Here is a 14,966-nt window from a genome sequence, read left to right as displayed (position 1 = left end):
CTCCGCAAGGATCGCAAAAAAAGAGACATCCGCCCTCTTATGGGACGAATGTCTTTTCCAGCCCGCTTCATCATCGTCAGCGGAATTATAGTCCTTGCTCCAGCGCATAACGAGTAAGCTGAACCCTGTTATCCAAATGCAGCTTCTGCAAAATATTTTTTAAGTGGTTTTTCACCGTATGCTCGGACAACACCAACGAGGCCGCGATTTCCCGGTTGCTGGCTCCCGTCGCGACAAGCCGCAGCACTTCCTTCTCCCGCTCCGTTAGGGGAGTTGCCGAACGCGCCGGCCGGCTGCCGTTCGGGGCTTTGGCAGCGGGCGAAGCGGATGGCCCCTTCTCATTCCCGGCGGCGAATTCCTGAAGCAGCCGGAACGCGAGCTCCTTCGACATCGGCGCCTCGTCATCCGCTACTTCGCGCAAATATTGAAGCCAGGAGGAAGGATCCAAATTTTTGAGCAGGTACCCCTGCGCCCCCCGCTTGATCGCTTCGAACAAATGCGTGATGTCGTCGGAGACCGTCACCATGACGATCTTGAGCTCGGGAAGCAGCAGCTTGAGGCGGTACGTCGCTTCAAGCCCGCCCATCCCCGGCATCCGGATATCCATCAGCACCAGATCCGGACGGAGCTCGGCTGCCCGCCCGATCGCCTCTTCCCCGCTCGCCGCCTCTCCCACGACCGCGAACATGCCGTCCATTGACAAAATTTCGCGCATGCCTTCCCTGCCGTGCGGATGATCGTCTACGATCAACACCCGCACCTGCTCATCGCGTGAGGCCATGGTCATCCTCCTTTTCCCGTCACTTCGATCATGAGCCCGCCGAGCTCTCCCCGTCTGGCCGCGAAGGTCCAGCCCATCGCTCCCGCTCGCTCGCGCATCATCTTGACGCCGTATTTGCCGGCTCTCTCCAGCGCCTCCGCAGTCGCGCCGCGCCCGTCATCTTCTATGCTGCAGCGAAAGCCGGAAGCCGCTCCTTCTTCCGGAGTTTCGGCGCGGAGAACGACCCTGCTGGCCCCGGAATGCTTCTGCACGTTCATGAACGCCTCCCGTATAATAGCCAGCAGCTCGACCTTCTGCCTGCTTGTCATCGCCCCGTCGTTCAGCTTGGACTCCACCGATACCGCGATTCCGTATCCTCGCTCCAGCTCCTCGGCCTGCTCCAGCACGCTTTGCAGCCACGGGGAATTCGCTGCCGGAGGCGGGCTTTGGAGCGCGGCGATCGACTGCCGCACATCCTCGTATACGTGGCGGACGGTATGCCGAACGCTATCCATCGCGCGGCTGGCGTCTTCCGGCGACTCCGCGCGGTCCAGCTTATTCAGCTTCACCGAAAGCATGAACAGCGATTGCGAGATGCCGTCATGCAGCTCTCTCGCCAGCTGCGTCCGCTCCTCGAACGCCGCTTCCGTCACCTGCTTGCGCTTCAGCGCTTCCTGCAGCGACTCCAGCCTCGCGAACAAGCCTCGCACGAGCGTTAACGTGACCGCGAACACGAATGCCGGCGCCAGCCAGTTGCCCAGCTCCATCGAGACATAAGGCAGCAGGAACGCGTGCCGGACATATTCCCAGATTCCGATGACGGCGGTCGGAATCCATAAGATCAGCCATTTCAGCCACTTGTACGACATGAGAATACGCCTCCTAGCGATCTTGAAGCGGCGTTAATTCGAGAACGCGATGTCTCTAGCCAGCTTCGTGCCGTCCGCTTCCGTAATTTCCAGCTTTGCCGTCCACTCGCCCGGACGCGGCAGCTTGACGTCTTCGGCGCCAAACGTATAAGCCAGAAACCCCGGGAAAGCGAAGCCTTCCTCGAGCTTGACCGGGGCAAGCGGCACGACGATCGCCGCTTGCTCCGGATTGTCCGCGGATACAATCACAAGCGAGACCGCCTGCGGCTTGCCGCTGTCTTCGGGCAGCCATAACGAAAGCGCGACTTCGTTCGGCCCAGGCGCGTTCGGCGACAGATTAAGCGTGAAATGGAGCTCCTCGCCCATCTGATGCTGATTGAACGGCTCGCCTCCCGGCACGGGACTGACCGACGTTAAGATGCCGGCAATGACGATAATGACCGCCATCAGCAGACCGTCCAGCTTCAGCATCAGCCCTCTGGGCAGCTCCCTCCGCTTGGCCCGCGCCCGCAGCGAAGCGCCAAGCGCAATGACCAGAAGGACGAGCGCCGCCTTGGCGAGCAGCAGCTTCCCCCAGCCGGTATAGATCAAGTACAGCGGAGTCGGGATGAGGAAGCATGTCATGACGATGCCGCTCGCGGCGAGCGCCGCAATGGTCATCCAAGCGATTCCCGCGAACTTCTCCGCGAATCGGCCCGCTTCCTTCCTATCGGCGCGCCAGAATAGCAGCAAGATCATGACTCCGCCCGCCCAGACGGCCGCGCTGACAAGGTGGATGAAATCGAAAACGATGGCAGCCGCGGATTGATGGACGGCCGAGACGTGACCGCCGAAGCTCTCCGCCGCAAGCAGCAGTACCGCCCATATCGTCTTCATCCCGTCGTTCAGCCGAATGACGGCGAACCCGATGGCGGAGAGCAGTATCAAAGCGAGCCAGGTTTGGCCCGACGACGTCTCCGCGAACAATCGAAGCCACTCTTTCCCTCCGCCTCTTAGCTCGCTGACCATATGGTTGGAATGAATGAATACATAGAGAATTACAGCGACGATTAATCCCTTGACGAACGAACCGTTCCACTTTCGCAGGAGGGCCTTCTGTCCTTCTCCTTGTTCGCCCCCTTGTACCAGTCCTTGCAGCAGCGCCGCCCCCGCCGTCAGCAGCAGCATGACGTAGTAGGCGATTTTTACGGCGATCAGCAACGCGTTTTTGATGGTGTCTTTGACCGCCTCTTGTCCTGTTCCAGTCGAAGCGTGTTCATGCGCGGCGAATGCAGCATTCATCTCCCCCGTCTGCGCGCTCGCATCCATGCCTATGAATAACGTCGCGACCGCGAGCAGCAGGAATAACGCCAAAGCTCGCCGGTTTACGATTTGTTGTACCATTATATTCTTTCCCTTCCTTCTCCGGTGCTCGAATTTAGTTTACTAGACGCCGGGCAAAAGAACAATGAACCGCCTTTCGCGGCAGGCCCGGCGGAAGAGTCCGCCGAGAGGAGAAGCAAGGGCGGGCGGCAAAAAGGGCACCGTCTCAAGCTCGCGCTTTCGACCGGTGCCCCTTCGTTCCTTATCCGCTTTTCCTTGCCCAATAATCCGGCCAATACGAGTCCTCGATCGCCGGATACCCCCGGTCCGACTCCCATACGTACACCCATCCTTGCACGCCGGGTTTCCGGATGTCTCTCGCCCAGACGCGATCGTATTCATTGTTCTCCTCGATGCCCGCGAACTCTTCCAGAATGTCCATCGCCGCAAGTCCCGCGCGGCCAACCGTTATCCACTGCCCTCGAATCGTTCCGGTCCCGCGCAGCGTATCGCGCCGGTCCCTGACAGCCGCGGGATACGGTCCGTAATCGACCAACCGGCCTTCGATTTCCCCCGGCTCATAGCTTGTCACATAAGACGATACGACATGATGATTGCTGTGTCCCGGCAGCAGCGAGCCATAAATAAATACCCGAATGTCTGACATCGTACGCCTCCTGTTCGATGATGAATGCCCGTTTTTTTGAAATGTTAACTTTCCTAACATTATCGCCGATTTCGAAGGGATAGGCAAGATATGGTACAATCGAACGGAGCACGATTGAATCGACAAGGAGGTTGTTTATCCATGGCAAGTCAAACCGGAGCTATTGTTCAACAATCCCTCAATGCGCTTATGGACGATTCCTCGTTCCTGCCTCAGCTGCAAGACCAGCGCAGGGCGCAAGCCTTCCAATCGCTTGCCGCCATTCTATCGACTCCGAACAAGGTGCATAAAGCGTTTCTTCGCATCGCGCTCGAGAACGGCAGCGTCGTTCGGATTCCCGCGTTCCGCATCCAGCATAACGATGCGCTCGGGCCGTACAAGGGCGGCATTCGATTCCACGAATCCGTGAACGAAGAAGAAGTCACCAATCTCGCGGCTCTCATGACGCTGAAGAACGCGCTGCACGAGGTTCCGTTCGGCGGAGGCAAGGGTGGCGTCGTCATTAACCCGCGAGGCTACTCCGAGAAGGAGCTCTACCAAATTTGCAAGAAGTACGTGCAATACTTCGCCGACGTCCTCGGTCCCGACAAGGATATTCCCGCCCCGGACATGGGCACGGGCGAGCGGGAGATGGACTGGATGATGGCGGAATACAAGAGTATTCACCCCGGCTCCCCTTACCTAGGCAGCTTCACGGGCAAAAGCATTATCAGCGGCGGCTCCTTGGGCCGCAGGGAAGCGACGGGCAAAGGGGTATACTTCTCGTTCCGCTACCTCATGCACGACTTCCTGCGCGACAACAAAGGCTGGCTGGCCGGCAGCTCGAACGTATTCGCCGCCACCGCCCTTGCGCATGCCGACAAGCCTCTGACCATTGCGGTCCAGGGCTTCGGCAACGTCGGCTCCGTCACGGCTATGGAGGCTTACAAATGCTCCGCCATCCGCGGCAAAGTCGTGGCCGTCAGCGACCGAAGCGTAACGCTGTATAACGAGGAAGGGCTCGACATACCGGCGCTCATCGCTTACGCCAGCGCAAACCGGGGCGATCTGCCCGCCACGGAGGCCGCATTGACGGCATGCGGCGCGAGAGCCCAAATTATGGACAGGGAAGCCGTTCTCTATCTGAACGTCAACGTACTGTTCCTGGCGGCGCTGGAGGATCAGATTCGCAAGGACAACGTCGAACAGGTCAAAGCGAGCATCATCATCGAAGGCGCGAACGCCCCGATCACGGGGGAAGCGGACGAAGAGCTCGCCGCCAAAGGCACCGTTATCATTCCCGATATTCTGGCCAACGCCGGAGGCGTCATCGTTTCTTATTTCGAGTGGCTTCAGGGCAGGGAAACGCAGTTTTATTCGGAAGAGGAAATTTATAAGCAGCTGTACGCCAAAATGCAAAAAACGATGAACAGCATTCTGCCGGCTTACTTCGGGGACCCGCTCCCGCTCCGGCAAAATTGCTTCGTTCATGCGGTCATGAAGCTGTCTTCCGTGCTTTACAGGCAAGGCAAGCTATATTGACGCTTTTAGCGGCGCTGCTGCCATTCGCGCCAGGGGAGGTGGAAGGAAATGGACATGGAGACGATCGGGCTCCGAAGCATTACGATAAACAATGACGAGCATCGATTCCGCGCGCTCGGCTTCCGCAAAGCGGATCTCGTCATCGTCACGCAGTACGGCGACAAGCTGTGGTACATCGATGCGGAAGGCATCGACGATGCCGCGCTGCTGGCTTCGTTCGGGCAAAGCGAAGACCTTAGGGTCGAGCTTCTCGCGACGGCCGAGTCCGGTGAGACGTGGACGGGAATCGGGTATTTGCACCCGAACGAGAGGAATAGCGCGGCGGCGATCCGCGGCGAAGGTCCGTTGACTCAAGCCTAACCGAATAATGGCAAAAGGCGCTTGCCGGGCCGCAGTTTGTCTGCGGATGCGGCAAGCGCCTTCTCGTATTATTATTATTTGGAAATTTCCGGAGTCGTCAGGCGATCGTAGAAGTCGACCGCTTTGTCCTTATCCTCCGATGCGCGAAGCGCCATTGCCGAGCGAGGATGCTCGTCGAGAATGCCGGTAATCATGTAAGGAATGATGTAGCCCCACTCTTCCTTCTCGCGAAGCGGAATCATGTATTTCTCGATCATGTCCAGAACCGGGCGCAGGTTGTACTTCGGATTCTTCAGCTCGGATACGAGCAGCTCCGTGTTGCAGTTGCCCGCCGCCCGGCCCATGCCGTACACGGAAGCGTCCAGAAGCTCTACGCCCTTGTTCGCCGCGAGCAGCGTGTTGGCGAACGCCAGCTGCAGGTTGTTGTGCGCGTGAATGCCAAGCCGCTTGTTCGGCAGGTGATGCTGGAACTTGTCCACCAGGTAGCTGAAGTCATCCGGCTTCAGGCTGCCGTAGGAGTCTACGATGTAGACCACGTCTACGACGCTTTCGCTGATCTGCTGGAACGCCTCGATCAATTGGTTCTCCATGACGTTCGACAGCGCCATAATATTCAGCGTTGTCTCGTATCCGCGGTCGTGGAACACCTGCACCAGCTCGAGCGCCTTGTCCACGTCTTGGATATAGCAAGCGACGCGGATCAGGTCGAGCAAGCTCTCGCTGCGCGGCAGAATGTCGTTCTCGTCGACTCGGCCGATGTCTACCAGAGCGGACAGCTTCGTATTGCCTTTGTTCGGAATGACTTTGCGCAGGAAGTCGTCGTTCAGGAAACGCCATGGGCCCGCGCTTTCGGCCCCTTTAAGAAGCTTAGGCGAATTCTTGTAGCCGATCTCCATATAGTCGACGCCAGCTTCGTTCAAGCTATTATAAAGGTGCTGGACAAACTCGACGCTGAAATCCCAGTTATTGACGAGTCCGCCGTCACGTATTGTACAATCGACTATCTTGCAATGACTAGTTTTCGAATGCATGTTTGCTGCTCCTTTGATTTGAACATGAGTTCATCAGTTTAGTTTTATCTACCATCATACTTGAAAAACCGCGGGAACGCAAAGCAATATTGTCGGTTTTTGGATATTTAGGTCAACCGCTCGTACACCCACCCATTCAGCCATTTACAAACGGATGCTTTAGCGCTAAAATATTATGTAAACATTATCGCTTAATTTTTCCTTTTTGGAAAAAGCGGGGGAACCAAAGCGAGCCCGGAGCCGCGAAGTGCGGCAGCCGAACGTTCGCAAGGGGTGAATCCGGGGATTTGTACCCCCGGTAGGGTCTACTCTCTAGCCCGAATCCGACAGCTAACCTCGTATGCGGACAAAGGAGAGATGTCTTATGTTGTCATTATCCCTGCAAGATTCCTCATTCCCTTCGGAACAGCCCCAGTACTTGAGCGTTACCCGCATCGAAGTTTTCGTCATTCCCGCGCTTGCCGTAGACTCGGCCGGCTACCGCGTCTGCCTGCGAGTGACCAGCGACCTCGGCTACGGCTGGAGCGAGCATTTCGTCAGCGATAGCGAACCCAGCCTTCAGCTCGACCGTTGGAGCCCGCTGCTGCGAGGCTTTATCGGACGATTCCCGTTCGCTGCCCTGACGTCGCAGCTCGCCGGGCAAATCGACCAATCCATCAACCCGGAGAAGCGAGCGTTCCGTCTCGTGACGGATGCCGTTCAGCAGCTTCAGAACGAGGCTTTGGAGAGAGCGGGCGTGACGTCTGATAAGGCGCCTTCCGAAGAGTCCGTTCTTCAGCAGAGAGCCGTCGCTTATTTGTCGGTAGACTAGCAGGAATTTATAGTTACGCGCACACAGAACCGCCTCGGACTCGTCTCGAGGCGGTTCTGTTCGTTATGCAGCGAGCCGCGTCACTTCGCGGCGGTATCCAGCTTCTCCAAGGCTCGCAGCAGAATCGTGACGATCTCCGCGCGGGTCGCTTTGTCGTCCGGGACGAACCGATTGCCGCTCATTCCTTGGATAAGGCCGGCCTTAAACGCGGCCGCAATGTAAGGCTTCGACCATGACGGGATGTCCTCGTCATCCGTGAACGGCGTGTTCTCTCCTTCGTACTGGGTTGTATCCAAGCCTAGAGCGCGAACCAGCATAACCGTCATTTCCGTGCGGCTCACTTGATTCATCGGGCGGAAGGTGCCGTCCTCATAGCCTCCGACCACCTTCTCCTCCGCTAACAGAGCAACAAATGAGCGGGCCCAAGAAGGAATATCGTCCTGGTCCGGGAAGCTCGCCGTCCCCGCGGCCTCTTCCTCCAAACCAAGCGCCTTGCCCAGCATGACCGCGAACTCCGCCCTCGTCGCGTTGTTGTCCGGGCGGAAGGTGCCGTCGCCATAACCTGCGATGAATCCAAGACGCACGGCTTTGCCGATCGACTCGAGCGCCCAATGCCCGGCTACGTCAGTATGCTTGACCGGTGGCTTTTCTTCCCCGGCTCCGCCGTCCTCGTCATCCGGCTTTTCCGGTTTTGGATCCGGACCCGGATTAGGGTTCGGCGTGAGCGGCGGAACATAATCGTCCTCGGCCCGCTTCGCCTTCAGGTCCAACTGTGTAAGCAGCGGATCATGGTCGCTCACCCGCCCTTGCGAACGGTCGAAATCGGCATTGATGTGCACGATGTCGATCCTCGCGTGCTTAGCCAGCTTTTTGTTCACGAGAATATGGTCCAGCGTCTGGGAATTGCCTTGATAGATGTAGGAATAGCGTTCGTTAACCGGAAGCGCATCGACCAAATTCTCCATGATGCTGCCTTTGGTCAAGTCCAGCGTGCGGGAGAATTGGAAGTCGTTCAAGTCGCCCAGCACGACGACGTTGGCTTTTTTGTTCTTCTGCAGGATGCTTGAAGCAAAATCGTGAACGATCTTCGCGATTTTATGCCTCTGCGCCTCGCTGCCGAGCGTCTCCGGAAGCGGTTGTACGGCGCCGTAAGGCGCCTCGTCCCCGCCTTTGGAATTGAAATGGTTCGCGATGACTACCACTCGATCGCCCTTGAATTCGAACTCCGCGGCAAGCGGCTTGCGGGATGCCTCGAACGCTTCGTTGGTCGGATCGATCCGTCCCGGATTAAGCGTAAGTCCCTTCGCGCCGTACTCGACGCCCGTGACGGCGTCTCCCTTGCCGCCTTCCGCTACGACAAGCTTCACGCGCTCGGGGTTATACAGATAACCTGCCCGGATGTTGCCGCCGGGCTCTCCGCCGTCCTTGCCGTCCTCGGGCGCGATATCCGTGTACAGGTAAGTTGGCCCGTTCTGCTCCTCGATCGCCTTGATGAGGGCTTCGTAGCTGTCTTTCGCGTCTGTCGTGCCGTCATCTGCCGATCCGTTGTTGTCCTGCACTTCGATCAGCGCCACGATATCCGGGGATTTCAGGTTATCGACGATCGACGCGGCGATCCTTTCCTTCCTTAACGTCTCGGAGCTGCTCGGATTGTTCCAGAAATTCTCGATATTGAAGGAAGCGATCGTCAGCTTGTCTTCTGCGGGCGTTACCGATGCCGCTTCCCTCTCATTGCCGCTCTGCTCGACATCCGGCAAAGCTTCCGGCATGATTTTATAATTGCTGTAATCATAGGACAGGACGCCGATAATCGGAGCCGTGAATTTGTCCCCGGTTTTCACTTTGGCGGACGGTTCCTTGGCGATCAGGATCCGCTGAGGATTCAGATCCACCCCCGTCAGGATAACGCCTCCCGCCTCCGTCGTTTCCGTTCCCATCGCGTGGCCGGGCACCACCGGAATTTCATAGTTGAACGGTCCGACGATTCGGGCATCGTTCACCTGCAGACGCATGCCTTCCAGACTTTCGTAGAAGTCCAGCGAGTCCTGGTCCGGATCGAACGTCGCCTTGCCGTCATTGTCAATGACGGTGAGCGGCTGCACTCGATCTTCTCCGATGACGATCGGCGCGGGCAGCGCCTGCTCGCGTTGATCGACCGTGACCGAGGTCGCGGAGATGCGCGTCGTGAATAAATCTTTGGCGTCCGCGTAGCCTTCCTCCTTCGCTTCCTGCACCGTCCCGCCAACCGTGACGAGATCGCCGACCGAGACGATGACGGCCGCAGCCGGCGCGATCAGAATGCCCTCCGACGTCGCGTCCAAGTCATCCCACTCGGCTTCCGGAGCCTGAATAAACCAACTGCCGTCCGGACGACGCATCGTGACGACCCCTTGTACGCCGCTCACCAAATGCCCCTCGTAAGGCGATACATGGCTCGCTCCTTGAATATCGTGAATTTCCAGCTCGTCGTACGTTTCCTGGACGGTGTAGCCGAATTCGAACACGTCGCTGATCTCCCCGTCTTTCGCGACGATGGCTTTGACGACCGTATTTTCGCTAATAATAATCGGCGTTGTGTATAGCTGCCCCGCTTCCGCAGTCGGCTCGCTTCCGCCCGTCGTGTAATAGATCGCGCCGCCGCTTGCCGGCGTCGTCAGCGTTACGGCCGTCCCCTTCTGAACGAATGACGTGGGAGACGGCGATGCTTTCACCGATAATCTGCGTTCGATGACGTCATATTCGGAGCGCGGCACGAGCATGTAGTTGTTGAACGAATACGTGACGACGCCGCGTACGGCTTCATACGTTTTGCCCGTCTCGAGCAGCGGAGATTTGATCAGCATCGTGCCGCCTTCGCCGTCCGATACGGTAAACTCGTTGTACGCGTTCGAAGCTCCGGCCGTCACATTGCCCGCTTCGACGTATTCGCCTTCGAACGCTTCTCCGTTCTCCTTGCCAAGCGAGGCTGCCGTTATCGGCATAGGCTCCGGAACTCCCGCATTGGGCTCAATCACCGATACGCCGGCCGTTTCGACCTCTAATTCTGCTAGGCCAAAATATTGCAGGGTCTTACCCGAAGCCCGAATGCGGTCGCCGACGGATGCCTCCAGATTGGCGCCGCGCACGATGATACCAGCTGTATCATCTTGAACGTAGAGATTGTTTTTGCCGCCGCTTGTTTCTTTGTGCGTCACTATACCTTCGATGATAGCCGCCGTTCCGTCAGCCAATACGCGGGCATCCAATATCGGCATGATGGAATCCGCTATGAACGCGAAGGCTTGAACCGGGCTGTCGGTCAGCCCGTTTTTGGTTGCGTAGGCTTCAATGACGGCATCCTGCATGATCGCGATGGGTCCTTTGTATAAGGAGTATTCGCCGGCCGGCTGGATTCGGTAATAAATGGCGGCATCCGGCGTCGCGGTCGACAGCGTAACCTCGGTGCCTAGGACCACCGCTCCGGGCGCAGGGCTCGAAGTAACGGCCTCGACCGCGCTCCCGTACGAGGAGTTTCGAGGGTCCGGCGCTCCAACGGCAAAATCGCTCTTATTGTTATTCGTATCGAGTCCTCTTCCCGCTCCGGACAGCACGAGGCGTATCGCCGCCGTCGAGTTGCTCAAGACAGGCGTCGCCTCGCTCTCGGCCTCGTTCGCGGAGCCGAAGCCGACGAGATCGACGACCTCAGAGCTTGCGTTAATCAGACGCACCTTGCCGTTCGTCGCGCCCATTGTAAGCGTTCCAATCGCGTCCGGCGTCGGCAGATCGGCAGTGCCTCCCGACCCAGCCGCCTGCTGCAGCAGATAGTAGCCGCCGGCAGGTATCGTTCCCGTCAACGCATGAATATTGGAGCCGCTCGTCGGCCAGGACGCTGCCGTTGCCGAAGCATACTGCACCTGCCATCCGTCAAGCGATATGGCCTCATCCGTCGGGTTGTACAGCTCGATAAAATCATTTTTCCAGGTTGCGCCGTTGTTTCCTCCGCCTCCGTACACCTGAGAAATGACGACGTTGCTGTTGTCCGTCGCTGCCCGGGCTGCGGGAGCCGATCCGCCAGTCGTAGTCCCGACCGCCAACAAAGCGGCCAGCATCGCGCTTGTCCATCTTCCGGATGTTCTCCATCTGTTCATATCCTTGTTCTCCCTTCTCTCTTACCCTATCGATTGGAAGTATGGTCCATGGATGTGAATAGTAGACTATCAAACCGATGTAAACGGCGCATCAACCTAACCTATCATTTATGTAAAGAACGCTGACCTATTTGAAAGACAAAAACAGCCCTGCCAGAGCAGGACTGTTCGAGTTGTGTCGGTTATTGGCGGATCTCATGCGCAGTCTCGGACAGCCGCGCCTCCAGCTCCTCCTCGCATGATTCGCGGAAGGTGTCGGAGTAGCCAAGGAGCCCGGACATGGCATGGATGACGGGCGATTTCCACCTCTTCACCCACTCGATATCGAAGAAGAGCGCGCCGGTCCGGCGAATGAAAAAGTCTACGGGCCGCAGCGCCATCTCTTTATCAATCGCATAGACGAGGGTTGCGTACACGTCGGCAGGCAGGCCAAGCCGCTTCGCCTCCTCCGCGCTCTCCTGGGCAAGCCGGATGATCTGATCCGCGTTCGAGCCGTAACGATGCGCGATCGTCTTGGCTTCCTGCGGCGTGAGCCCCGACTTCGTTCCCTGCTCCGTGCTCCGGCGCAGGAATTCCGGCCAGCTGGCCGAGCCTCCCACTTCACCGCCCGAGATCGGAAGATGCTTGGTGACGCAAGGCTTATACGGACCGTGGCCTTCGGCATGAAGGTCCTTCACGATCCCGTTCACAACGTTCTCCGCCATCTTGCGGTAACCCGTCAGCTTCCCTCCGGCGATCGTAATTAAGCCCGAAGCGGAGCGGAAAATCTCGTCCCGGCGCGATACCTCGGATGCGGACTTGCCTTCTTCGTAGATAAGAGGCCGCAGTCCCGCATAGCTCGATTCCACATCCTGAGCCTTCAGCTTCAGGCTTGGGAACATCCCGTTCACCGCGTCAAGCACGTAATCCCGATCCGCATCGGTCATGGCCGGATTCATCAAGTCGCCGTCGTAATCGGTATCCGTCGTGCCTGCGTATGTTTTCCCGTCGCGCGGAATGGCGAAGATCATTCTGCCGTCCGGCGTGTCGAAGTATACGGCCTGATGAAGCGGAAACCGCGACTGATCGAACACCAGGTGCACGCCTTTGGTCAAACGAAGCGTCTTCCCTTGCCGCGAGCGGTCGAGCTCCCGCAAGGAATCCACCCATGGGCCTGCCGCGTTCACGATTTTTTTGGCGCGGATAAGCAGCTTCTCGCCCGTCACCGCATCCACGGCGGTAACGCCCGTCAGCTTGCCGTCTTCGTAATGGAACTGCTCCGCCTTCACGTAGTTAGCGGCCGCGACGCCAAGCTCCGCCGCTTTCTTCAGCACTTCGAGCGTCAATCTCGCGTCGTCCGTCCGGTACTCGACATAATAGCCGCCGCCGAGCAAGCCTTCCCGCTTCAGCAGCGGCTCCTTCGCGGCGGCTTCGTCCGCCGAAAGCATGCTGCGGCGCTCTCCCCGCTTCACGCCGGCCAAATAATCGTAAAGCTTAAGTCCAAGCGACGTGGAGAACGGACCGAACGTCCCTCCCTTGTACAGAGGCAGGAGCATCCATTCCGGCGTCGTGACATGCGGCCCGTTCTCGTAGACGACGGCGCGTTCCTTGCCTACCTCGGCAACCATCTTCACCTCGAATTGCTTCAAATAGCGGAGTCCGCCGTGCACCAGCTTGGTCGAACGGCTGGATGTGCCTCCGGCGAAGTCCTGCATTTCGATCAGCGCCGTGCGCATCCCCCTCGTCGTGGCGTCGAGCGCGATGCCCGCGCCGGTAATGCCTCCCCCGATGATAAGCACGTCATATTCGACGGCGGTCAATCGCTCGAGCAGGGCCTTCCTGTTATCTTGTCTTGCCGAGAATTGTAATGTCATGGTTGTATACCCTCCGTAAGGGACGGCTGGTTCCGAGAAAAAAAGAATCCCCATCAGCCCGGCGCGATTAAACGCCGGACTAATGGGGATTCTCCGAAACTCCGTCCCGTTATTAACTTGTTCCCAGTATAACATGCCGCTCCCGAAAAAGGAACCTAAGATTGCTGGCTTTATTTGAAAGCGATTGCCGCCCGTACCGCCTTTTTCCAGCCTTCGTACAGATCGTCTCGCTGCTTCGCGGACATCTTCGGCTCGAATCTGCGCTCCGACTGCCAACGCTCGCGGATATCGTCGCGGCTCTCCCAATAATCCGTCGCGAGACCTGCCAAATAAGCGGCTCCGAGCGCGGTCGTTTCATTCGTAAGTGGCCTTTCCACCACGGTGCCGATCAGATCGCTCTGAAACTGCATCAGGAATTCGTTGTAAACCGCGCCTCCGTCGACCCGCAGCGACTTCAGCTCGAGACCGGCATCCTCCTTCATCGCGTTCAGCACGTCGTTGCTCTGATAAGCAAGCGATTCAAGCGTCGCCCGTATGAGATGCTCCTTCTGCGTGCCCCGTGTCAGTCCGAACACCGCGCCTCTAACGTCGCTGTCCCAATAAGGAGTGCCTAGACCTACGAAAGCGGGCACGACATAGACGCCCTCCGATGACTCTACCTTGGTCGCGTAGGTCTCGCTCTCGGCTGCCGATTCGATAAGACGGAGACCGTCCCGAAGCCATTGCAAGGCGGAGCCCGCGACGAACACGCTGCCTTCGAGCGCGTATTCCACTTTGCCGTTCAAGCCCCAGGCTATGGTCGTTAACAAGCCGTGATTCGATTCGATGGCTTTGGAGCCGGTATTCATCAGCATGAAGCAGCCGGTGCCGTACGTGTTTTTGGCCATGCCCTCTTCGAAGCAGGCTTGGCCGAACAAGGCGGCCTGCTGGTCGCCGGCAATGCCCGCAATCGGGATGCGGTTGCCGTAGAAATGATGCGGAACCGTATACCCGTAAATTTCGGAAGAAGATTTGACGGCGGGCAGCATCGCGGCCGGCACGTCCAGCATTTGCAGAAGCTTCTCATCCCAGCGAAGCTCGTGGATATTGAACATCAGCGTTCTGGAAGCGTTGGAGTAGTCCGTTACATGCGCCTCTCCGCCGGTCATCTTCCAGACGAGCCACGTGTCGATCGTACCGAACAGCAGATCGCCGCTCATGGCGAGCTCCCTGGCTCCGTCCACATGATCAAGCAGCCACTTTACCTTCGTGCCGGAGAAATACGGATCGATCAGCAGTCCCGTCTTCTCCCGGACGAGCGGCTCATAGCCGTCTTGCCGGAGCTGCTCGCAGATATCCGCCGACTGGCGGGATTGCCATACAACCGCATTATAGACCGGCAAGCCGGTTCGCCGATTCCAGACAACGGCGGTCTCGCGCTGATTCGTAATGCCGATCGCCTTGATCTGCTCCGGCCGGATCCCGGACTCCTTCAACGCGGAGGAGATGACTCCAAGCACGGATAACCAGATCTCGTTCGGGTCATGCTCAACCCAGCCCGGATTCGGGAAAAGCTGCTTGAGTTCCTGCTGAGCCTTGCCGCGGACCGATCCATCGCGGTCATAAAGGATGGCTCTTGTGCTCGATGTTCCCTGATCAATGGATAGAATGTACGTTTCCTCCAAG

At 58.1% G+C, this 14,966-nt stretch carries 11 protein-coding genes and 1 riboswitch; of the genes, 3 read left to right on the top strand and 8 right to left on the bottom strand.

Going from position 1 to position 14,966, the window contains the following annotated elements:
• Positions 1–85 precede the first annotated feature (85 nt).
• The 4 genes from NQZ67_RS00930 to NQZ67_RS00915 all read right to left on the bottom strand — a co-directional run bounded on the left by NQZ67_RS00930 (position 86) and on the right by NQZ67_RS00915 (position 3,598).
• Positions 86–787: a response regulator gene (locus NQZ67_RS00930; RefSeq protein WP_371825251.1), complete on the bottom strand. Its 702-nt coding sequence runs from the start codon at positions 785–787 to the stop codon at positions 86–88.
• The gene (locus tag NQZ67_RS00925) at positions 784–1,629 is read right to left on the bottom strand and encodes a sensor histidine kinase (protein ID WP_257441947.1); all 846 of its coding nucleotides are present in this window, start codon (positions 1,627–1,629) and stop codon (positions 784–786) included. Before NQZ67_RS00925 ends, NQZ67_RS00930 begins: the two co-directional genes overlap by 4 nt.
• 33 nt (positions 1,630–1,662) lie before the next feature.
• Entirely contained in the window at positions 1,663–3,012 is a 1,350-nt protein-coding gene (locus NQZ67_RS00920) for a CopD family protein (protein WP_257441945.1), read from the bottom strand.
• A 181-nt stretch (positions 3,013–3,193) separates the two neighbouring features.
• Complete coding sequence (locus NQZ67_RS00915) at positions 3,194–3,598, bottom strand: gamma-glutamylcyclotransferase family protein (RefSeq protein WP_257441937.1); 405 nt, start codon at positions 3,596–3,598, stop codon at positions 3,194–3,196.
• 141 nt (positions 3,599–3,739) lie between these two features.
• Here NQZ67_RS00915 and NQZ67_RS00910 point away from each other — a divergent pair, with 141 nt between their 5' ends.
• Together NQZ67_RS00910 and NQZ67_RS00905 are read left to right on the top strand one after the other, a co-directional pair.
• Entirely contained in the window at positions 3,740–5,119 is a 1,380-nt protein-coding gene (locus tag NQZ67_RS00910) for a Glu/Leu/Phe/Val family dehydrogenase (RefSeq protein WP_257441936.1), read from the top strand.
• A 48-nt stretch (positions 5,120–5,167) separates the two neighbouring features.
• Positions 5,168–5,479 carry an NADAR family protein gene (locus NQZ67_RS00905; protein ID WP_257441935.1) on the top strand — a complete coding sequence of 104 codons (312 nt, stop codon included), beginning with the start codon at positions 5,168–5,170 and terminating at the stop codon, positions 5,477–5,479.
• Positions 5,480–5,553: 74 nt separating this feature from the next.
• On the opposite strand, the gene NQZ67_RS00900 is transcribed toward NQZ67_RS00905, so the two are convergent.
• Positions 5,554–6,510, bottom strand: coding sequence for an aldolase catalytic domain-containing protein (locus tag NQZ67_RS00900; protein WP_257441933.1), 957 nt, complete (start codon positions 6,508–6,510; stop codon positions 5,554–5,556).
• Between the two features lie 178 nt (positions 6,511–6,688).
• Positions 6,689–6,870: riboswitch (cyclic di-AMP (ydaO/yuaA leader) on the top strand.
• A 4-nt stretch (positions 6,871–6,874) separates the two neighbouring features.
• Here NQZ67_RS00900 and NQZ67_RS00895 point away from each other — a divergent pair.
• Entirely contained in the window at positions 6,875–7,321 is a 447-nt protein-coding gene (locus tag NQZ67_RS00895; RefSeq protein ID WP_257441930.1) for a hypothetical protein, read from the top strand.
• A gap of 80 nt (positions 7,322–7,401) precedes the next feature.
• Here the strand turns inward: NQZ67_RS00895 and NQZ67_RS00890 are convergent, their stop codons facing one another.
• The 3 genes from NQZ67_RS00890 to glpK form a co-directional block, all read right to left on the bottom strand.
• Entirely contained in the window at positions 7,402–11,448 is a 4,047-nt protein-coding gene (locus NQZ67_RS00890; RefSeq protein ID WP_257441928.1) for an S-layer homology domain-containing protein, read from the bottom strand.
• A 182-nt stretch (positions 11,449–11,630) separates the two neighbouring features.
• Complete coding sequence (locus tag NQZ67_RS00885) at positions 11,631–13,301, bottom strand: glycerol-3-phosphate dehydrogenase/oxidase (RefSeq protein ID WP_306812638.1); 1,671 nt, start codon at positions 13,299–13,301, stop codon at positions 11,631–11,633.
• A 170-nt stretch (positions 13,302–13,471) separates the two neighbouring features.
• Positions 13,472–14,965 (bottom strand): glycerol kinase GlpK, encoded by a 1,494-nt coding sequence (glpK, locus tag NQZ67_RS00880; protein ID WP_257441926.1) that lies wholly within the window; start codon positions 14,963–14,965, stop codon positions 13,472–13,474.
• Position 14,966 lies beyond the last annotated feature (1 nt).

Origin of the sequence: Paenibacillus soyae (assembly GCF_024623455.1) — a bacterium.
GTDB classification, from domain to species: domain Bacteria; phylum Bacillota; class Bacilli; order Paenibacillales; family Paenibacillaceae; genus Pristimantibacillus; species Pristimantibacillus soyae.
The sequence above is the reverse complement of the archived record's forward strand: the minus strand, read 5'-3'. Positions and strand labels throughout refer to the sequence as shown.